At 70.9% G+C, this 18,956-nt stretch carries 16 protein-coding genes and 1 pseudogene; 9 read left to right on the top strand and 8 right to left on the bottom strand.

The window, feature by feature from the left end:
* Positions 1-201: 201 nt before the first annotated feature.
* A complete protein-coding gene (locus tag FV227_RS01550; RefSeq protein WP_243946301.1) occupies positions 202-1,110 on the top strand; it encodes a MotA/TolQ/ExbB proton channel family protein in 909 nt (302 codons plus the stop codon).
* Complete coding sequence (locus tag FV227_RS01545; protein ID WP_147729081.1) at positions 1,110-2,123, top strand: peptidoglycan -binding protein; 1,014 nt, start codon at positions 1,110-1,112, stop codon at positions 2,121-2,123. The genes FV227_RS01550 and FV227_RS01545 overlap by 1 nt, the downstream gene beginning before the upstream one ends.
* Positions 2,124-2,230: 107 nt before the next feature.
* Here the strand turns inward: FV227_RS01545 and FV227_RS01540 are convergent, their stop codons facing one another.
* On the bottom strand, positions 2,231-3,256 hold the full coding sequence (locus tag FV227_RS01540; RefSeq protein WP_147858161.1) for a D-cysteine desulfhydrase family protein: 1,026 nt from the start codon (positions 3,254-3,256) through the stop codon (positions 2,231-2,233).
* 65 nt (positions 3,257-3,321) lie between these two features.
* Positions 3,322-5,166, bottom strand: a complete 1,845-nt coding sequence (locus FV227_RS01535) for an ABC transporter transmembrane domain-containing protein (protein ID WP_147858160.1) — start codon at positions 5,164-5,166, stop codon at positions 3,322-3,324.
* 261 nt (positions 5,167-5,427) lie between these two features.
* Between FV227_RS01535 and rpmE the strand changes: the two genes are divergently transcribed.
* A complete protein-coding gene (rpmE, locus tag FV227_RS01530; RefSeq protein ID WP_147728574.1) occupies positions 5,428-5,679 on the top strand; it encodes a 50S ribosomal protein L31 in 252 nt (83 codons plus the stop codon).
* Between the two features lie 96 nt (positions 5,680-5,775).
* Here the strand turns inward: rpmE and FV227_RS01525 are convergent, their stop codons facing one another.
* The 4 genes from FV227_RS01525 to FV227_RS01510 all read right to left on the bottom strand — a co-directional run bounded on the left by FV227_RS01525 (position 5,776) and on the right by FV227_RS01510 (position 10,179).
* Positions 5,776-6,306, bottom strand: a complete 531-nt coding sequence (locus tag FV227_RS01525) for a DUF1465 family protein (protein ID WP_147728573.1) — start codon at positions 6,304-6,306, stop codon at positions 5,776-5,778.
* A gap of 271 nt (positions 6,307-6,577) precedes the next feature.
* A complete protein-coding gene (locus tag FV227_RS01520) occupies positions 6,578-8,680 on the bottom strand; it encodes a TonB-dependent receptor (RefSeq protein WP_147858159.1) in 2,103 nt (700 codons plus the stop codon).
* A gap of 118 nt (positions 8,681-8,798) precedes the next feature.
* Entirely contained in the window at positions 8,799-9,767 is a 969-nt protein-coding gene (locus tag FV227_RS01515; protein WP_147858158.1) for a DUF1775 domain-containing protein, read from the bottom strand.
* 43 nt (positions 9,768-9,810) lie between these two features.
* A complete protein-coding gene (locus FV227_RS01510) occupies positions 9,811-10,179 on the bottom strand; it encodes a hypothetical protein (protein ID WP_147858157.1) in 369 nt (122 codons plus the stop codon).
* 232 nt (positions 10,180-10,411) lie between these two features.
* On the opposite strand from FV227_RS01510, the gene FV227_RS01505 reads away from it, so the two are divergent.
* The 3 genes and pseudogenes from FV227_RS01505 to FV227_RS01495 form a co-directional block, all read left to right on the top strand.
* On the top strand, positions 10,412-11,719 hold the full coding sequence (locus FV227_RS01505) for a L,D-transpeptidase family protein (RefSeq protein ID WP_147729137.1): 1,308 nt from the start codon (positions 10,412-10,414) through the stop codon (positions 11,717-11,719).
* 234 nt (positions 11,720-11,953) lie between these two features.
* Positions 11,954-12,175, top strand: a complete 222-nt coding sequence (locus FV227_RS01500) for a hypothetical protein (RefSeq protein ID WP_147729136.1) — start codon at positions 11,954-11,956, stop codon at positions 12,173-12,175.
* Between the two features lie 200 nt (positions 12,176-12,375).
* Positions 12,376-13,260 (top strand): annotated as a pseudogene (locus tag FV227_RS01495) (DMT family transporter); the annotation flags it as partial.
* Between the two features lie 32 nt (positions 13,261-13,292).
* On the opposite strand, the gene FV227_RS01490 reads toward FV227_RS01495, so the two are convergent.
* Both FV227_RS01490 and FV227_RS01485 read right to left on the bottom strand, forming a co-directional pair.
* On the bottom strand, positions 13,293-13,565 hold the full coding sequence (locus FV227_RS01490; protein ID WP_147841094.1) for a hypothetical protein: 273 nt from the start codon (positions 13,563-13,565) through the stop codon (positions 13,293-13,295).
* Positions 13,566-13,751: 186 nt separating this feature from the next.
* Entirely contained in the window at positions 13,752-14,024 is a 273-nt protein-coding gene (locus tag FV227_RS01485; RefSeq protein WP_147728178.1) for a hypothetical protein, read from the bottom strand.
* A 399-nt stretch (positions 14,025-14,423) separates the two neighbouring features.
* Between FV227_RS01485 and ileS the strand changes: the two genes are divergently transcribed.
* The 3 genes from ileS to FV227_RS01470 all read left to right on the top strand — a co-directional run bounded on the left by ileS (position 14,424) and on the right by FV227_RS01470 (position 18,953).
* Entirely contained in the window at positions 14,424-17,399 is a 2,976-nt protein-coding gene (gene ileS / locus FV227_RS01480; RefSeq protein WP_147858155.1) for an isoleucine--tRNA ligase, read from the top strand.
* 223 nt (positions 17,400-17,622) lie between these two features.
* Complete coding sequence (gene lspA, locus FV227_RS01475) at positions 17,623-18,123, top strand: signal peptidase II (RefSeq protein ID WP_147728180.1); 501 nt, start codon at positions 17,623-17,625, stop codon at positions 18,121-18,123.
* A 158-nt stretch (positions 18,124-18,281) separates the two neighbouring features.
* Entirely contained in the window at positions 18,282-18,953 is a 672-nt protein-coding gene (locus tag FV227_RS01470) for a hypothetical protein (protein ID WP_313899077.1), read from the top strand.
* Positions 18,954-18,956 lie beyond the last annotated feature (3 nt).

The following is an 18,956-nucleotide window of genomic DNA, read 5'->3' as shown; positions in this document are numbered from 1 at the left end:
GGCCTGCTCGATCGAGGCCGCCGATCATCTTCGGGAGACGACCTCGCGCCACCTTCCGAAGAGTCGCGACCGATGGCCGCCCGTTCCGACACCGCGTTTCCCGCACAGCCGAGTGCGGACAGGCCGATCGGCAAGAGTCCGGCGGGCAAGATTCCGGCGGCCAGGAGACCGATCGCGAAGCCGGGCATCTACCTCGTCCGGATGCTGGTCTTCCTGATCCTGGTCGGGTTCCTCGCCTTCATCCTGTTTCGCCAGATCACGCCCGCCTTCCAGGCCAATCCGGGGCTCAACGGCCTGATCCTCGGCGTACTCCTCATCGCGGTGCTGCTGGCCTTCGGGCAGGTGATCCGGCTCTACCGCGAGGCGTCCTACGTCAACGCGGTCGCCTCGGGGGAGGCGGCCAAGCGCCCGCCGCGCCTCGTCGTCCCGCTGGTGCCGGCGATCCAGGCCCGGCGCGACGGCGCGACGCTGCCGGGGGTGCGGGCCTTCCTCGACACCGTCGCCGCGCGCCTCGACGAGGGCCGCGACACCCTGCGCTACATCGCCGGCATCCTGATCCTGCTCGGCCTGCTCGGCACGTTCTGGGGCCTCATCGACACGCTCTCGGCGGTCGGCTCGGTGATCAAGTCGATGCGCGGCGGCGGCGAGGCCAGCGTGATGTTCGACGAGCTGAAGAACGGGCTGGCCGTGCCGCTCGGCGGCATCGGCCTGGCGTTCTCGGCGTCGCTGTTCGGCTTGGCGAGCTCGCTCATCACCGGCTTCCTCGACCTGCAGGCGAGCCAGGCCCATGCCCGCTTCCACAACGAGCTGGAGGACTGGCTGGTCTCGGGCGAGGAGGCGGCCGCGCCCGCGCCGGTTCAGGCGCGGCAGGAGCCGGTCGCGGTCGAGGCGCTGCAGGAAGCCGTCGACCGCCTGACCACCGTCGTGTCGGAAGGCGCCAACGGGCGGGCGGCGACGCTGGCGATGACCAACCTCGCCGAGGGCATCCAGGGGCTCGTCCAGCACATGCGCGCCGAGCAGCAGATGATCCGCGACTGGGTCGAGGCCCAAGCCGGCCGCGAGCGCGAGATGAAGCAGGTGCTCGACCGGCTCGGCCGCGAGCGGGTCTGATGGCCTCCCGCCTCGTCCGCCGCGACCGCGGCGTCAACGTCTGGCCGGGCTACGTCGACGCGCTGGCGACGCTGCTCCTGTCGGTGGTGTTCCTGCTGACGATCTTCGTCGTCGGCCAGTTCTTCCTGTCGCAGGAGCTGACCGGGCGCGACACGGTGCTGGCCAAGCTCAACCGCCAGATCGTCGACCTCACCGACCTGCTGGCGCTCGAGCGCTCGAACCGGCGCGGGCAGGAGGAGACGGCGCAGGCGCTCCGCAACACCCTGCTCGCGACCGAGGCCGAGCGCGACCGGGCCCGCGCCGAGGCCGCGGCGACGGCCTCAAGCAAGGGCCAGGCAAGCGACCTCGACAGGCAGCTCCAGGCCGAGCGCGGCGCGGCCGGCCGGGCGCAGTCGCAGATCGACATGCTCAACGACCAGATCGGCGCGATGCGGCGCCAGCTCGCGGCGCTTGAGGATGCGCTCGCGGCTTCCGAGAGCCGCGACCGCGAGAGCCAGGCCCGCATCGCCGACCTCGGCAGCCGCCTCAACGTCGCGCTTGCGCAGAAGGTGCAGGAGCTTGCCCGATACCGCTCCGACTTCTTCGGCCGGCTGCGGCAGATCCTCGGCAATCGCACCGACATCCGCGTCGTCGGCGACCGCTTCGTGCTGCAATCCGAGGTGCTGTTCCCGGCAGGCTCCGCCTCGCTGAAGGCCGAGGCCGGCCCGGAGCTCGACCGGATCGCGGGGGCGATCCTCGACCTCGCCAAGCAGATCCCGGCGGACCTGCCCTGGGTGCTGCGGGTCGACGGCCATACCGATTCGCGCCCGATCGCCAGCGCGCAGTTCCCGTCGAACTGGTCGCTCTCGGCGGCGCGCGCCATCGCCGTCGTACAGTACCTCGCGAGCAAGGGCCTGCCGCCGCAGCGGCTGCTCGCCGGCGCCTTCGGCGAGTTCCAGCCGCTCGACGCCGGCACCACCGACGAGGCCTACGCGAAGAACCGCCGGATCGAGCTGAAGCTGACCGAGCGCTAGAGCATTGTCGAGCGAGGTGGATCCCGGCTCGCGGGAAGTTAATGTGATCCCACGACACGATAGAGCATTTTCCATGACCCGGGGATCAGGGGAAATGCTCCAGGGGCTTACGCTTCGGCGAACGCGCTTCGATACGCGAACAGCCCCGGCACCCCGCCGGTCATCAGAAACAGCACCGCCTCGCCCGGCCGGTAGCGGCCGGCGCGGACGTCGTGCAGCAGGCCGGCGAAGGCCTTGCCGCTGTAGACCGGATCGAGCAGCACGCCTTCGCTGCGGGCCATCAGGCGCACGGCCTCCCGCATCGCATCGGTCGGGATGCCGTAGCCCGGGCCGCGATGGCTTCCGTCGATCACGATGTCGGAAGCGGACAGCGCCGCGCCGGGCTTCAGCAGCCCCAGGGTCGCGTTGGCCTTGGCCAGCGTCTCGGCCTCGGCATGGTCTTGCGCCGCGAGCACCGCGTAGGACTTCGCGAGCCTCGGATCGCGACCCATCGCGAATAGCCCGGCGGCGAGGCCGGCATGGGTGCCGGCGCTGCCGTTGGCGGTGAGGATGTGGGCGAAGGTCACGCCCATCGCCTCGGCCTGCCCGGCGATCTCCTCGGCGCAGGCGGCGTAGCCGAGGCTGCCCACCGCGCTCGAACCGCCGGACGGGAACACGTAGACCCGCCGCCCCTCGGCCCGCAGCGCGTTCGCGCGGACCTCGGCGGCGGCGAGCGAGTCGGCGTCGGCCGGCAATTCGTGGACGCGGGCGCCGAACAGGTCGTCGAGGAAGCGGTTGCCGTTGCCGACGTAGTCCGGGTCGGTGCGCGGCACGCTCCGGCTCAGGAAGAGTTCGCAAGCGAAGTTCTCGCGCGCGGCGGCAGCGGCGGTGAGGCGCGCATGGTTCGATTGCAGCGCGCCGACCGTGATCACGGTATCGGCGTTCTCGGCGCGGGCCGCCCCGAGCAGGAACTCGAGCTTCCTGAGCTTGTTGCCGCCCCCGCCGATCGGCGCGAGGTCGTCGCGCTTCACGAACAGGCGGACCCCGTTTAGCGCCGGGCCCAGGGCCGCCGAGAACCGGTCGAGCGGCTGGATCGGCGTCGGACGCTCGAGGAGCGCGAGACGGGGGAAGCGGGCAAGGTCGAGACGGCTCATGCCACGGGTCTACCGCGTCGCGCGGCCGGGTTGAACCGGCAACCTCCGATTGCACGATCGCGACGCTACTCCGCGGCGGAGACGCTCACCCCGCGCAGGCGCGGCTCCTTGCCCCGCGCGGTCTCGTCGAGGGCATCGGTGAACTGCAGGGCGGCGAGCTGCGCGTAAAGCGCGCCCTGTGCCAGCAGGCTCTCGTGGGTGCCTTCCTCGACGATGCGGCCGTCGTCGAGGACGAGGATGCGGTCGGCGGCGCGGATGGTAGCGAGGCGATGGGCGATGACCAGGGTCGTGCGCCCGCGCATCAGCCCGTCGAGCGCCGACTGCACCGCGCGCTCGCTCTCGGCATCGAGCGCCGAGGTCGCCTCGTCGAGGAGCAGGATCGGCGCGTCCTTCAGGATCGCGCGGGCGATGGCGACGCGCTGGCGCTGGCCGCCGGACAGGGTGACGCCGCGCTCGCCCACCGGCGTGGCGTAGCCCTGGGGCAGGGCGCGGATGAAGCCGTCGGCATGGGCAAGCTCGGCCGCGCGCTGCACCTCCGCGTCGCTCGCCTGCGGCCGGCCGTAGCGGATGTTCTCGGCGACCGAGCCCGAGAACACGGTCGGGTCCTGCGGCACCAGCGACATGCGGGCGCGCAGGGCCTCCGGGTCGACGCGCGCGACGTCGACCCCGTCGACGAGCACCCGGCCCGATTGCGGATCGTAGAAGCGCAGCAGCAGCTGCAGCACCGTGCTCTTGCCGGCGCCCGAGGGGCCGACGATGGCGATGCGCTCGCCGGGCGCCGCGGTGAAGGCGATGCCGTCGAGGGCGGCCGTCATGTCGCGGGTCGGGTAGGCGAAGCGCACCGCCTCGAACGCGACGGCGCCGCGGGCCGGCACCGGCATCGGCACCGGATCGGCCGGCGGCTTGATCGCGGGCACGGCGGCCAGGATCTCGCCGAGGCGCTCGGCCGCGCCCGCGGCCTGGGCGAGCTCGCCGTAGACCTCCGAGAGCTGCCCGAGCGCGCTCGCGCCGAAGACGGCGTAGAGCACGAACTGCGACAGCTGCCCGGCGCTCATGGTGTGGGCGAGCACCCCTTGCGCGCCGTACCACATCACCCCGACGACGGAGGCCGAGATCAGGAAGATCGCCACGCCGGTGAGCAGCGCGCGGGCGCGGATCGATTCGCCGGCGGCCGAATAGGCGCTCTCGGAGGCCTGCGCGAAGCGGTCGGCGGTGGCCCGGCCCATGCCGAAGGCCTGCATCGTGCGGACCGCGCCGACCGCTTCCGCCGCGTAAGCGGAGGCGTCGGCGAGGCGGTCCTGCGCCGCGCGCGAGCGGCGTCGGACGCCGCGGCCGGAGACGATCAGCGGGAACACGATCAGCGGGATCGCGACCAGCACCAGCACCGACAGCCTCGGGCTGGTGATCACCATCATCGCGACGGCGCCGACGAACAGGAACAGGTTGCGCAGCAGGATCGAGATCGAGACGCCGAACACCGCCTTGACCTGGGTCGCGTCGGCGGTGAGCCGCGAGACGATCTCGCCCGACTGCGTCTTGTCGAAGAAGGCGGGATCGAGCAGCGTCAGCTGCCGGAAGACGGCGCTGCGGAGGTTGGCCACCACGCGCTCGCCCAGCGTCACCACCGTGTAGTACCGGGCGGCGCTCGACAGGGCGAGCACCGCGACGACCCCGAGCAGCGCCAGGAAGTAGGCGTTGATCATGCTCTCGCCCTCGGGCGAGAAGCCGTGATCGATCACCCGGCGCATGGCGATCGGCACCGTCAGCGTGGCCGCCGAGGCCGCCAGCAGCGACAGGAAGGCGGCGACGATCCGCCCGCGATAGGCCGCCGCGAAGGGGATCAGCGGCCGCAGCGAGCTCAGCGGGGCCTTGTCGCGACCTTCGGCGGGCGGGTTCTTCTTGCGGGCCATCACGCCTCTGGTGTTTCGTCCCTCGTCCGCGCGACAAGCATGCTTGTGAGCGGCCGGAGCCTGCGGTATACGCGCGCCTTCTTCCGATTGCGCGTGTGCAATGGCCGCGGGCCGCCAAGACGGGCCGTCGGCTTCGCATGAGCGGTTCGCACGAACGTGAGGTTCGTGGCAACGGTCCGATCACAGAGTTTCAACCCACGGATCTTACGGGCCGCGCCCTCCGCGCTCCCGGAGTTCGTGCACCGTCGAGGACGAGACGTCATGGCAAAGAGCGCGGCCGACAAGGCCAAGGGGACCGAGCACCCCGAATACCACTTCATCAAGGTCGTGATGACCGACGGCACCGAGTACCGGACGCGCTCGACCTACGGCAGCGAAGGCGACACCCTGAACCTCGACATCGATCCGCTGACCCACCCGGCCTGGACCGGCGGCGAGCAGAAGATGCTCGATCGCGGCGGCCGCGTCTCGCGCTTCACCTCGCGCTTCGGCAACCTCGTCGGCCGCAAGTAAGGGTTTCGATCCCGGCCTCGGCGTGCTGCAGGGGCTGGATCAACGCAAGAAGGGCGGCACCGCGGTGCCGCCCTTCTTGCGTTCTGGGCGTTCCGCTCAGGCCTGCAGACCGGGAAAGGCCGAGCGCAGGCGGTTCTGCTGGACGGCGACCGGGCTCTCGACGGCGGCCGGCGTCGGGCGGTCGTCGGAGATCAGGCCGTCGAGGTGCAGGATGCGGGCGTGCAGCCGGCGGGCGCGCAGGATCAGGTTCTGCAGCCGGACCGGCAGGAGCGTGAAGCTCTCGGCCTTCGGCGCCTCGGTCGCGGCGAGCCGCACGCGGTTCTTCTCCTGCAAGGCCTGGCTCGCGGTGAGCTCGCCCTCGGACACCGCGCGCTGCACCAGCAGCCAGGACGCGATCTGCATCAGCAGGGTGGTGAGCCGCATGCTCTCCGAGGCGTAGGACAGGGTTGCGTCCCGCGAGATCAGGCGCGACTCGTCGCGGCCCTCGCCGTCGAGATACGCCGCGGTCTCCTCCACCAGCGCCATGCCGTCGTGGAAGAGCGTCCGGAAGGCGTCGGACGTGACGTAGGTCCGCCCGAAATCGACCCAATCCCGTTCGTCCCGGAACGTGACGTCGTACCCGTTCATCCTGCCTCCTGCGTCGCTGCCGGGGCCTGTCGTCGTTCCGTCTTGGAACGCTCCCGGCCTGTCCGCGACCCTTGCCGCAATCCTAGCGCCGAACGGAGGTCCCGCCGCGACAACCGAAAGGTAACCTTAATCGCGTCCGCGCACGTTCCACCGGAATGTCGAGATCGGGCGGCGAGGCAGTACCGCGCGGTCGATGCGCGATGACGAATGGCGGATACGACATGGGACAACATTGAGGCTGTAAGTCGACGTGCCGCATTATGCCGGCTCGTCAGAACGCCGCGCGCACGCCGACGAACACCGACCGCCCGGCCCCCGGATAGAACGCCACCGGGCCGCCGGCCACGGCACCGGCGTTCGCGACCACGGTGATGTCGGAGACGTAGCGGGCATCGAGCAGGTTGCGGGCGTCGACGAACAGCGAGACGCCGTTCGCGAAGTCGATCCCGGCCTGCACGTTGAGCAGGGCGTATCCCGGCACCTTCAAGGTGTTGGCGTGGTCGGCGAACGCGCCCTGAGGCACCCAGTCGACCGACGGGGCGATGTGGAAGCCGCTCGGGTGGACGTAGCTCACCACCGTGCGCAGCACGTCCTGGGGAAGGCCGGCGATGCGGTTGTTGCCGTAGACGGGATCGCCGACGAAGCGGAAGTCGTTGTGCGTCCAGATCTGGGACAGGCTCAGCCGGTCGCCGACGCCCGACAGGTCGCGGGCGAGGTCGAGGCCGAAGGCGGCCTCGACACCCTGGTGCCGGGTGCGTGGCGCGTTGAAGGTCGCCGCCGGCAGGTTGATCGCTGCGCCGAGCGCGGTGTTGAAGTTGATCAGCTCGTCCCGGATGTCGGCACGGTACAGGGTCACGTCCCAGGTCAGGCGGTCGATCCGTCCGCGAGAGCCGGCCTCGTAGGTCCAGGCGCGCTGGGCCTGGAGCGGGACGAAGGTGGTGCGCAAGATGTTGGTCTGCACGAGGTCGCCGAAATCCGGCACGTCGCGCGAGCGCGTGACGTCGCCGAACACCTGGATCTCGGGCAACGGCTGCCACAGCAGGCCGATCTTCGGGTTCACCCCCTCGTAGGTCTCGTCGGCGAACTGCACGTTCGGGCTCGCCGCCAGGCCGCCCTTGTTGCTGTAGGTGCGGTTGGACGAGAACGCCTTGGCGCCGGTCATCAGGGCTACGTCCGGCAGGAACCAGAACCGGTTCTCGCCATAGGCCTCGAGGTTCGAGGCGCTCTGCAGGGCGTTGAGGGTCTGCGCGCCGCGCTGGCCCTGGACGTTGACGAATTGCAGCGCCGAGTTCTGCCCGGCGAAGGCCCGCAGGCCCAGGATCGTGTCGTTGCGGAAGCCGCCGAGGTCGAACGTGCCGGCCCAGTGCGGGCTGATGCCGTAGGTCCAGCCGTCCTGGTCGATCGCCTGGAAGATCGGATGGTAGAGCGATTTGTGGATCGCCCAGGTGTCGACGTCGAGCTTTCCCACGTCGAGGACGAAGCTGGTGCGGTTGGAGATGCGCTCGGTCTCGACCTTGCGCGACTGGTTTCCGGCGATCGCGGCGGCGTTGGCCAGCGTCGGGTTGCTCAGCGCGTCGGACAGGCTCAGCGTGCCGGGCAGCTTCTGGTCGGTCAGGTAGATGCCGGCGTAGAACCGCGTCTCGACGCCCGGCGCCAGCTGGTAGCCGAGGTTGGCGTTGAAGTTCTGCGTCCGCTGGGTCTCGTGGTCGCGGAAGCCGTCAGCATTGGTGATGGTGCCGTTCACCAGCACATCGACCGGGCCCGAGATCCGCGAGGCCTGGAAGTTCTCGCGGATCGTGCCGAAGCTGCCGCCGTCGATCCGGACGATGTCGGGCGCGAATGCGGTGTAGGCGGTCGGCGTCACGGCGTTGATCGCGCCGCCCAGCGTTGTCGCGCCGAAGGTGAGGGCGTTTCCGCCCTTGTAGACCTCGACCGAACGCAGCGCCAACGGATCGATCTGGTAGAAGTCGCCGCTTCCGTCGGCGAGGTTGAACGGGATGCCGTCCTGCAGAAGCTCGATGCCGCGCAGGTGGAACCCGCGCGCGATGCCCGATCCGCGTACCGACAGACGAAGTTCCTGCCCGTAGCGCTCCTGGACCGCAACGCCGGGCGTGTCCTTGAGCACGTCGCGCAGGGTGTTGGCGTAGCGGTCCTGGAAGCTCGCCGCGTCGACGAAGGCCACCGACCCGACCGTCGCGTTCAGAGCCGCGCGCTGCTCGGCGACGCTCGGGACGGTGACCGAACCCGCCGCGGCACCGCTGACCGAAAGCTCGGGCAGCACGACGGCATCCGACGGCTCCTGCCCCCGGGAGGGCAGGGCGGCGGACAGCAGGACGGCGAGCGCCAGGGCGCCCGTTTCGAAGGGACGGGACATGCGAGACACCTTCCGACGGCCGCCGGGCGCGCGTCGGCGCGGGCAGGCACGTCCGGACTGGATGGAGAGGGCGACGCCGACGCGGATCCCGAGCGGATGCGCGCGGCGTCGGCGCGGATCAGTGGTGGGCGTGACCCGCCGGCGGTGCGGCGGGCGCCTGGGCGCCGATCGGCGCGACCGTGAACGTCACCGGCACGGTGCCGGCGCGCGCGAAGGTCAACGTGCCGGCGACCGTCTCGCCGACCTTCGGGCTCGCGGTCAGATCTTCGAACATCAGGTGCAGGCCGCCGGGGGCCAGCGTCACGGTCTCGCCGGGCCTGATCGTCAGGCCGCCCTCGACGGGCGCCATCCGCATCACGCCGCCGTCCATCGACATGCTGTGGATCGTGCCGCGACCCGCGAGAGGGATCGCGGCCGCCGTCAGGGTGTCGGGCACGGTGCCGGCGTTGGTGATGCTGACGTAGCCGCCGGCGACGGTGGCGCCGGCGGGCGTCGCGCGCAGCCAGGGCGTGGCGATGGTGAGGTCGCCGGCCTTGATCGCGGCCGGCGCCGCGTCGGGCTGGGCCGCCGCGACGATCCGCACCGACGGGGCCGGCGACTTCAGGTCCCGGGCGGTCTGGCCGGGGCCGGGGATCTCGCTCCAGCGGTAGCCGCCGCCGTCGCAATCCTGCTCGACCGGAAAGTACACGGTCGCGCCCGGCGCGAAGGCGTCGGAGACCCGGGCGAAGAAGGTGAACTCGTCGATCTGGTCGTCCGGCAGGGCGCCGCCGGTCCAGGTGATCGCCGTGACGCCCTCGGACACCATTCCGTGGAAGGACTGGTAGGGCCTGGCGTAGGCGCCTCGCGTCGTCGTCACCTGCCAGCCGGGCTTCGGCATCGGCTTGGCGCCGACCATGCCCTCAGGGATGGTGACCCTGACCCTTATGGTGGGCCGGCCGTCGCAGCCGTGGTTGATCTGCACGACGCCGCGATAGGCCGCGTTGGGGCTGGCCTCCTTGCGGTCGAGGGTGGCGTGGGCGAAGGCGCCCGGGCCGGGCAGGACGAAGCCGAGCGCGACGCAGAGGCCGGCACGCGTGATACGGGACATGGCAAAGCTACCGTCTGGCTGAAGGGATCGGGCGGCGATCGGTTCAGGCGACGGGCGGACCTCGCGGATGGGCGATGGCGCGGGGCGGCGCGCGCGGGCCGTTCGCGGCGGCCCGCCAGAACGCGGTGGTGACGACGCGGCCTTGCGGCCAGATGATCGTCGCGGCGGTGTCGCGAGGCGCCAACGCGTCGGCCACGTGGTGGGCGGCGGTGCAGCAATCGGCGTGGACGTGAGGCGTGTCCGGCGAGGGATCGCCGGCGGCGGCAGCGCCCGACAGGCACAGGGCATGGACGTCTCCGGCCATCGGAGCCGGCATCAGGCCGCTGAGGAAGCCCTGCAGGACGAACGCGTAGAGCGCGATCACGGCGGTGATCGCGCGCAGAGGTCTCGTCCTGTGGCTCCCGGGCGTCATGCCGACCCTGTCCGGCGACCGCGTCGCGTCTTCCGATTCCTTGGCACGGCTGGGCCGATTCCGCTGTGGCACGGAGGACGCACGCACCCGTGATGTGCGGGCACGCACCGGCACGCCACAATAAAGCCCGGTCGCCATGGAGTCTTAACCGTACCCGGACACCTTGGGCCCAGGGGAAACGGCGGCACAGCGCCCGCTCCACTTCGCCCATCCATGGACCAGAGCCACCACGATGCTCATTCAGGCTACCACCCGCGCGACCCTGAGCCTCGCGCTCCTCGGAACCGTCGCCCTCGTCGCCCCGGCTTCGGCGCGCGAGCAGGCCGGCGCCGGCTATGCCCAGGCCGAGTGGGCGCAGGACTACGCCTCGCCCGCCGCGATGCAGGTCCAGCGCTCGTCGACGCCGATCCTGTCGCCGCAGACGGTGGCGGCCACCGAGCAGATGGTCGAGCGCTACAAGGAGATCGTCTCCCGCGGCGGCTGGAAGCCGGTCTCCGGTGCCGACCGCCTGCGCATCGGCGCCCGCGGCGCGGTGGTCGGGGCCGTGCGCCAGCGCCTGATCGTGACCGGCGACATCGACCCGGTGGCCGGCAATTCCGGCGTGTACGATTCCTACGTCGCCGCCGGCGTGAAGCGCTTCCAGGCCCGCCACGGCCTGAGCCAGACCGGCACGATGAGCATGGCGACGCAGCAGGCCATGAACGTGCCGGCCGACATCCGCCTGCGCCAGCTCGAGATCAACGCGGTGCGCCTGCGCTCCTACTCGGGCAACCTCGGGCAGCGCTTCGTCATCACCAACATCCCGGCCGCCCTGGTTCAGACGGTCGAGAACGGTCAGGTCGTGACGCTGCACGCCGCCGGCGTCGGCAAGATCGACCGCCAGTCGCCGATCATGAACACCAAGGCGACGCAGATCAACTTCAACCCCTTCTGGACGGTCCCGGCTTCCATCGTGAAGAAGGACCTCATCCCCAAGATGCAGAAGGATCCGAACTACCTCACCGACAACAAGATCCGCATCTTCTCCGGCGAGGCCGAGATCCAGCCGAGCCAGGTCAACTGGAACTCGGACGAGGGCACGCGCTACCGCTACCGCCAGGACTCGGGCGCCGACTTCAACTCGATGGGCATCGTGCGCATCAACATCCCGAACCCGTACGGCGTGTTCATGCACGACACGAACACCAAGGGCGTGTTCGGCGACGACTTCCGCTTCATCTCCTCAGGATGCGTCCGCGTTCAGAACGTGCGCGAGTACATCACCTGGCTGTTGAAGGACACGCCCGGCTGGGGCCGCGAGCAGGTCGAGCAGGCGATCGAGAGCGGCAAGCGCGTCGACGCCACGCTGTCCTCGCCGGTGCCGGTCTACTGGACCTACATCACCGCCTGGGCGACGCCGGACGGCCTCGTGCAGTTCCGCGACGACATCTACAAGCGCGACGGCGTGAACGTGCCCTCGACGATCGGCGCGCCGACGCCGGTCGCCAGCGCCGAATCGACCGCTCCGCAGAGCTTCGAGCCGGGCGACGAGGAGAACTAGCCCCGACGCTTCGGGCGCCGGCAAGACCCGCGGACGAGCCCCCAAAACATGACCGACGCGCGGCCCGTATCCCACCGGATGCGGGCCGTTCTCGTTTGCCACGTAGGTCGCTGATTCTGAGAGCCTGGACGCAGAGACAAAAATTCGGGACGCACAGCCATCGCGGGCAGGCCCACGCTCACTCTAGGACTTTCATCAGGCGCTACGTCCGCATGATGAGCGAGAAGACGTCGAATGCAGCATACGGCATCGATTCCGGCCTGGGTCGCCCGTCGCGGCTGGAGCCGGAGAAACCGGGTCTGGGTCCGCCTGTGGCTCGATCGCAAGCCCAAGGGCAACCGCTCGGCCGCCGAGCCGACCGAACCTCAGGTCGCGAGCGCGACGATCCTGCCGTTCACGCGCGAGCAGAATCGAACCGAGCCGACCCCGCGTCGGCAGCGGGCGCAAGACAGGTGACGCCGGCGGCCCCGCGTCGGCGACACGGCGCGGGTGCGGACGGACGGGTGCCCGCCGTCGCGGCGACCGGCTAAGGTCCACCGAACTCGGCGGCCCGAAGGTCCAAGGCGATTTCCTCCAGCAAGGCGATACGAGCCGACGCGGTCTGCGCGTCGCGCGAGGCGGCGGCCGGCCCCGACGGCGAACGCGGGACGCGGCCCGACAGGCGGCGCCCCGTCGGCATCGCGCTGATGTGCGGAACGCTGGCGTTCTTCGCCTGCCTCGACGCATCGGCGAAGGTGCTGGCCCGTTCCGGCGTCGACCCGCTGCTCACCACCTTCATGCGCTACGGCGTGAGCGTGGCGCTGATCTCGGTGTTCCTCAACCCGGTGACGACCCCGGCCGTCATGCGCAGCCGCCGCCTCGGCCTGCAGGTGGTGCGCTCGCTGTTGCTGTTCGGATCGACGGCGCTGAACTTCTTCGCGCTCCGCCACCTGCAGCTCGCCGAGACCCTGTCGATCCAGTTCGCGGCACCGCTCACCGTCGCGCTGCTCGCCGGCCCGCTGCTCGGCGAATGGTCGTCGCCCAGGCGCATGGCGGCGATTGCGGTCGGCTTCCTCGGCGTGCTGGTGATCGTGCGGCCCGGCCTCGGCCAGGTTCACCCGGCGGTCCTGCTCAGCCTCGGCAACATGCTCTGCTATGCGCTCTACATCCTCGCGACGCGCAAGCTCGCTGCGCATGATTCGACCGCGACGACGATGGTCTATTCCGGCTTGGCCGGCCTCGGGCTGATGACGCCGCTGCTGCCGTGGATCTGGACCAGCCCGGCCTCCCTCACGGTGTGGGCGCTGCTGGTCGGCATCGGCCTGTTCGGGACGATGGGGCACTGGCTGCTGATTCTGGCGCATGCGCGGGCGCCGGCCAACGTGCTCGCGCCGTTCCTGTACACGCAGCTGCTCTGGTCGCTGACGCTCGGCTACCTGCTGTTCGGCGACGTTCCGAACCGCTGGACCGTGCTCGGCGCGGCGGTCATCGTCGGCTCGGGCCTCTACCTGCTCGCCCACGACGCGATGGCGCAACGAAAAGGGTCGGCCACCCGAGGGTGACCGGCCCGTTCTAAGACGACGCTGTGTCGGGCTTAGCGGCCCATGCGCTCGCGACGCTCCATCCGCTCCTCGCGGCGGTCCTCGCGATCGCGGCGATCCGCCTCCGGATCGACGCCGAGGACGCCGCCCACGGTGCCGGTGGCCGCACCGACGGCGCCGCCGACCACGCCGCCGATCGGGCCGGCCGCGCGGTTGCCGTCCTCGACGCCGCGCTCGGCGCCGCGGACGGTGCCCTGGGCCTGCGCCGTGGCGGAGAGGGCCAGCGGCGAGAGCACGAGGGTCGTGGCGATCAGCAATGTCTTCATGGTGTCGGATCCTTGATCGAGTTTCGAGAATGTCCCGGCCGCGCGATCGGCTGGCTCCGGGTCCGTGACGGGTCAACGGGCGAAACCGCGAAAGGTCGCAATTTTCCTAGATCCGGCTCCGGATCGAGGCGGAAACGGCTTTCAATCCGGGCCGGACGCTTTCAGTCCGGGCCGGACCCCGACGTCTCAGCGGTGGTGGCGGCGATGATGCCGGACGGCGCGGCGCGAGCGCAGGTCGGTGCGGTAGGCGCGCCGGCCGGGATCGATCCCGAGCGCGCCGTTGACCGTTCCGACGGCACCGCCGACCGCTCCGCCGACCACGCCGCCCACCGGCCCGCCGACGCGGTTGCCCTCGGCCGAGCCGCGCTGCACGCCGCCGACGAGGCCCTGCGCCTGCGCGGGGCCGGCGATGGCGAAGGCGGAAACGGCGAGCGTCGCGGCGATCAGGAGATGTCTCATGGCGTGCACCCTGTCTTGATAATCCGTCGCGTCTCGGACCCGCCCGGGCAGGCCGGCGCGGCGGATCGCGTGGGATGGCAACGAACGCGCCGCGATTTGGTGGCAGCGGCTCGGGATGCGGCGTGGCGATGTGGTGAATCGGCATCGCTTCGCGGCACACGCGCATCCGCTGGCCTCCGCTCGCGCCCGCTGCTAGAACGCCGCCCATGCGCAGCGCCGACGCCTGTCTCCGTCTTCGAATTATGGGCCCGGCCGCCGCGTGAGCGCCGCGCCCGCGCGGCTGCGCGGAGGCCGGGATCGTCACGGGAGCCACCGCTTCCTTCGCCCCTAGCGCCGTGACAGGCGCGGGCCTCCGCAGAGCCCGCACGCGCGCCGCCCGTATCCAGGACGCCCGACCCCATGACCGACGAGACCCAAGCCGAAGCCCCGGCCGGCCGCGACTATTCGAAGACCCTCTACCTGCCGCAGACCGATTTTCCGATGCGGGCGGGCCTGCCGACCCGCGAGCCGCTGCTGCTGGAGCGCTGGAGCACGACCGACCTCTACGGCCAGCTTCGCGCGCAGGCCGCCGGACGGCCGAAATTCGTGCTGCACGACGGGCCGCCCTACGCCAACGGCAACATCCACATCGGCACAGCGCTGAACAAGATCCTCAAGGACGTGATCGTCCGCTCCATGGGCGGCCTCGGCTTCGACGCGAACTACGTGCCGGGCTGGGACTGCCACGGCCTGCCGATCGAGTGGAAGATCGAGGAGCAGTACCGCGCCAAGGGCCGCAACAAGGACGACGTGCCGGTCATCGAGTTCCGCCAGGAATGCCGAACGTTCGCCGGCCACTGGCTCGACGTGCAGCGCGCGGAGTTCAAGCGCCTCGGCGTCACCGGCGATTGGGACCATCCCTACGCCACCATGGCCTATCCGGCGGAAGCGGCGATCGCCGCCGAGCTGATCAAGTTCTCGATGAGCGGGCAGCTCTATCGCGGCTCGAAGCCGGTGATGTGGTCGGTGGTCGAGAAGACCGCGCTCGCCGAGGCCGAGGTCGAGTACGAGGACCACGTCAGCGATACCATCTTCGCCGCCTTCCCGGTGCGCGAAGGCGCCGTCGCCGACCTGACCGACGCCCGCGTCGTCATCTGGACCACGACGCCCTGGACCATGCCCGGCAACCGAGCGGTCGCCTACTCCAAGCGCGTTGCCTACGGCCTCTATCGCGTCACCGAGGCCGCCGAGGAAAACTGGGCCAAGGTCGGCCAGACCTACCTGCTGGCGGACGGTCTTGCCGCGGGCGTCTTCGAGGCCGCGCGCGTCGCAGGACACGAGCGCCTGCGCGACGTGAGCCCGGCCGAGCTCGCCGGCCTCACCCTGTCCCACCCGCTCGCCGGCCGCGGCTACGACTTCGCCGTGCCGATGCTCGACGGCGACCACGTCACCGACGAGGCCGGCACCGGTTTCGTCCACACCGCGCCGGGCCACGGCCGCGAGGATTTCGAGGTCTGGATGGCCAACGGCCGCGCGCTCGCCGAGCGCGGCATCGAGACCCGGATCCCCTACACGGTCGATGCCGACGGCGCGCTGACCAAGGATGCGCCGGGTTTCGAGGGGAAGCGCGTCCTCACCGACAAGGGCGAGAAGGGCGACGCCAACAGGGCCGTGATGGCCGCGCTCCAGGAAGCGGGGACGCTGGTGGCGTCGGGCCGGCTCAAGCACAGCTACCCGCATTCCTGGCGCTCGAAGAAGCCGGTGATCTTCCGCAACACGCCGCAATGGTTCATCGCCATGGACAAGGCGGTGGAGTCGCTCGGCGACCGGACGCTGCGCGAGGTCGCCCTGCAGGCGATCGAGGACACCCAGTGGGTGCCGCCGCAGGGCAAGAACCGGATCAACGGCATGGTCGGCAACCGGCCGGACTGGGTGGTTTCCCGCCAGCGCGCCTGGGGCGTGCCGATCACCGTGTTCGTGAGAAAGGGCACCGGCGAGGTGCTGCGCGACGCGGGCGTGAACGCCCGCATCGTCGCCGCCTTCGCGGCGGAAGGCGCGGACGCGTGGTTCACCGATGCCGACGGTGCCCGCTTCCTCGCTCCCGACCACGACCCGGCGGCGTACGAGAAGGTCACCGACGTCCTCGATGTGTGGTTCGACTCCGGCTCGACCCACGCCTTCGTCCTCGACGACCCGGAGGCGTTCCCGGGTCTCGCCAACGTCGTGCGCCGGCGTGACGGCGGGCAGGACACGGTGATGTACCTGGAGGGGTCGGACCAGCACCGCGGCTGGTTCCAGTCCTCGCTGCTCGAATCGGCCGGCACGCGCGGCCGCGCGCCCTACGACACGGTGCTGACCCACGGCTTCGTCCTCGACGCCAAGGGCCTGAAGATGTCGAAGTCGAAGGGCAACGTCGTCGCGCCGCAGAGCATCATCAAGGATTCCGGCGCCGACATCCTGCGCCTGTGGGTCGCGGCGTCGGACTACACCGACGACCTGCGCATCGGCCCGGAGATCATCAAGACCTTCGCCGAGACCTACCGGAAGCTGCGCAACAGCCTGCGCTGGATGCTCGGCTCGCTCGCCCACCGCGTGGCGGGCGACAACGTGCCGGTGGCGGAGATGCCGGAACTCGAGCGCTTCGTGCTGCATCGGCTGCTCGAGCTCGACGGCGAAATCCGCGAGGCCTACCGCACCTTCGACACCAAGCGGGTGGTCGCGCTGCTGAACAACTTCCTGACCGGCGACCTGTCGTCGTTCTACTTCGACGTGCGCAAGGACGCCCTGTACTGCGACCCGGCCTCGTCGGTCGCCCGCCGGGCCGCGCTTCAGGTGATCGACGAGGCCTTCCGCCGCGTCGTGATCTGGCTGAGCCCGGTCCTCGCCTTCACCGCCGAGGAGGCCTGGCTCGACCGGTTCCCGTCGGAGACCGGGTCGGTCCACCTGCAGACCCTGCCGGAGACGCCCGAGGCTTGGCGCGACGACGGGCTGGCCGCGCGCTGGCAGAAGATCCGTCGCGTCCGCCGGGTCGTGACCGGCGCGCTGGAGATCGAGCGGGCCGCCAAGCGCATCGGCGCGAGCCTGGAGGCGGCCCCCGTGGTCTCCATCGCCGATCCCGAGCTTCTGGCCGCCATCGACGGCGTCGACTTCGCCGACGTCTGCATCACCTCCGCGATCCGGGTCGAGGCCGGGGAGGGACCGGCCGACGCGTTCCGCCTCGACGAGGTCAAGGGCGTCGCCGTGGTGCCGGCGCGCGCCGAGGGCCGGAAATGCGCGCGATCCTGGCGCGTCACGCCGGAGGTCGGCAACGATCCGGACTATCCCGACGTCACGCCCCGCGACGCCCGCGCCCTGCGGGAGTGGGACGCGGCGCACGCGGCCGCGAGCGCGGCGTGAGCGGATCGGAACCGTCTCTCTCCCCCCTCTGCGGGGGAGGGTGGCCCGCGAAGCGGGTCGGGACAGGGGAGCGCGTGGCCGGCGCGGCGCGCACCGCCGCGGATCCGATCCGGTCTTCCCGGATCTGCGCAACAGCGCCCCGGGATGACGGGGAGGGTGGGGGAACCCCGTTCGCGACCCGTCCGCGTTCCGTCGCCGTCGCGACGGAAGATGGGGCTACCCGATGACGCCCGTGCGCCTCGGACTCCTCGCCCTGCTCACGACGCTGATCCTCGATCAGGCCTCGAAGCTGGGGCTCTACTTCGGTACCGACCTGGTGCTGACCCAGCCCTGGCGCTTCGGCCCCTACGCCGAGTTCGTTGTGGTCTGGAACAGGGGCGTGTCCTACGGCCTGTTCCAGCAAGAGGGCGGCATCGGCCGCTGGCTGCTGGTGGCGCTGTCGCTCGCGGCGGCCCTCGGCCTCAGCGTGTGGATGACCCGCACCGGTTCGCGCCTGCTCGCGACCGCGCTCGGGCTGATCGCCGGGGGCGCGCTCGGCAACGCGATCGACCGGGCGGCCTACGGCGCGGTGTTCGACTTCGTCCACCTGCATGCCGGGGCCTGGTCCTGGTACGTGTTCAACATCGCCGACGCGGCGATCGTGGCGGGCGTCGTCGGGCTGATCCTCGACAGCGTGCTGCCGGAGCGGCGCCCCGGCCTGCCGGGCGAGCCGCCGCCGGCGTGACCGGGAGACCACATCCACAGCCACCTGTCGCCGGCGGCTGGCCGGGAGCGGTCAAGGCGCCATACGATCGCCGGAAACCGGTCCCAGACCCGAAGCGCCGGATCAGGCCGTCAACCGTGCGGCCGCTTCGAGAACCCCGGAACGGGGATCGGGCATCGGTGGGCAAGCTGCGGGGCATCATGATCGGGTATCGGGAGCTCATTCTCATGGCGGCGGCGGCGATCGCCCTGCCGTCGGCGGTCCAGGCCCAGGAAACGGGCGAATTGCTGCGCAACACCTTGAGCGGCATCGGCCTTCTCGAGAAGCCGCAGGCGCCGATCGAGTATCGCGAGCGCGCGCCGCTGGTGATGCCGCCCAAGCTCGACGGGAAGTCCCTTCCGGCGCCCCGCGCCGGCGCCGCCTCGGCGCAATGGCCCAAGGAACCCGAGGTGGTCGAGCGCGAGCGCGCCGCCGCCGAGCGCCGTCTGCCCAAGGGCAGCCAGGCGCAGGGTCGCTACGAGGACAACAACGCGACGCTCTCGATCGACGAGATGCGGTCCGGCCGGCGCGCCGACGCCAACCTGACCCGCGAGATCGAGCGCAAGCCCGGCGAGAACAGCCGCGAGGATTCTTGGGTCAACCCGCTCGACCTGATCCGGGGGATCGGCAACGAGAAGACGGAGCCGGCGGCGGCCGAGCCGTCGCGCGACGTGCTCACCGACCCGCCCAAGGGCTATCGCCAGCCGCCGCGGAAGATCGTCCGCAACACCACCGACCCGATCAACAACCCGACCCGCGAGCGCGACGAAGCCGATCCGGGTGTCTATCTGCGTGAGCAGCGGGCGCGCTGAGGT

Origin of the sequence: Methylobacterium sp. WL119 (assembly GCF_008039875.1) — a bacterium.
In the GTDB taxonomy this organism is placed as follows: domain Bacteria; phylum Pseudomonadota; class Alphaproteobacteria; order Rhizobiales; family Beijerinckiaceae; genus Methylobacterium.
The sequence above is the reverse complement of the archived record's forward strand: the minus strand, read 5'-3'. Positions and strand labels throughout refer to the sequence as shown.

Bases quoted from the DNA above. Each gene is read 5' to 3' on its own strand.
- FV227_RS01505 (WP_147729137.1), top strand. From the start codon at position 10,412: ATGCTCATTCAGGCTACCACCCGCGCGACCCTGAGCCTCGCGCTCCTC.
- FV227_RS01485 (WP_147728178.1), bottom strand. From the start codon at position 14,024: ATGAGACATCTCCTGATCGCCGCGACGCTCGCCGTTTCCGCCTTCGCC.
- FV227_RS01550 (WP_243946301.1), top strand. From the start codon at position 202: ATGCTGGTCTTCCTGATCCTGGTCGGGTTCCTCGCCTTCATCCTGTTT.
- rpmE (WP_147728574.1), top strand. From the start codon at position 5,428: ATGGCAAAGAGCGCGGCCGACAAGGCCAAGGGGACCGAGCACCCCGAA.
- FV227_RS01525 (WP_147728573.1), bottom strand. From the start codon at position 6,306: ATGAACGGGTACGACGTCACGTTCCGGGACGAACGGGATTGGGTCGAT.
- FV227_RS01535 (WP_147858160.1), bottom strand. From the start codon at position 5,166: ATGGCCCGCAAGAAGAACCCGCCCGCCGAAGGTCGCGACAAGGCCCCG.
- FV227_RS01520 (WP_147858159.1), bottom strand. From the start codon at position 8,680: ATGTCCCGTCCCTTCGAAACGGGCGCCCTGGCGCTCGCCGTCCTGCTG.
- FV227_RS01515 (WP_147858158.1), bottom strand. From the start codon at position 9,767: ATGTCCCGTATCACGCGTGCCGGCCTCTGCGTCGCGCTCGGCTTCGTC.
- ileS (WP_147858155.1), top strand. From the start codon at position 14,424: ATGACCGACGAGACCCAAGCCGAAGCCCCGGCCGGCCGCGACTATTCG.
- FV227_RS01510 (WP_147858157.1), bottom strand. From the start codon at position 10,179: ATGACGCCCGGGAGCCACAGGACGAGACCTCTGCGCGCGATCACCGCC.
- FV227_RS01540 (WP_147858161.1), bottom strand. From the start codon at position 3,256: ATGAGCCGTCTCGACCTTGCCCGCTTCCCCCGTCTCGCGCTCCTCGAG.
- FV227_RS01500 (WP_147729136.1), top strand. From the start codon at position 11,954: ATGCAGCATACGGCATCGATTCCGGCCTGGGTCGCCCGTCGCGGCTGG.
- FV227_RS01545 (WP_147729081.1), top strand. From the start codon at position 1,110: ATGGCCTCCCGCCTCGTCCGCCGCGACCGCGGCGTCAACGTCTGGCCG.
- FV227_RS01490 (WP_147841094.1), bottom strand. From the start codon at position 13,565: ATGAAGACATTGCTGATCGCCACGACCCTCGTGCTCTCGCCGCTGGCC.
- lspA (WP_147728180.1), top strand. From the start codon at position 17,623: ATGACGCCCGTGCGCCTCGGACTCCTCGCCCTGCTCACGACGCTGATC.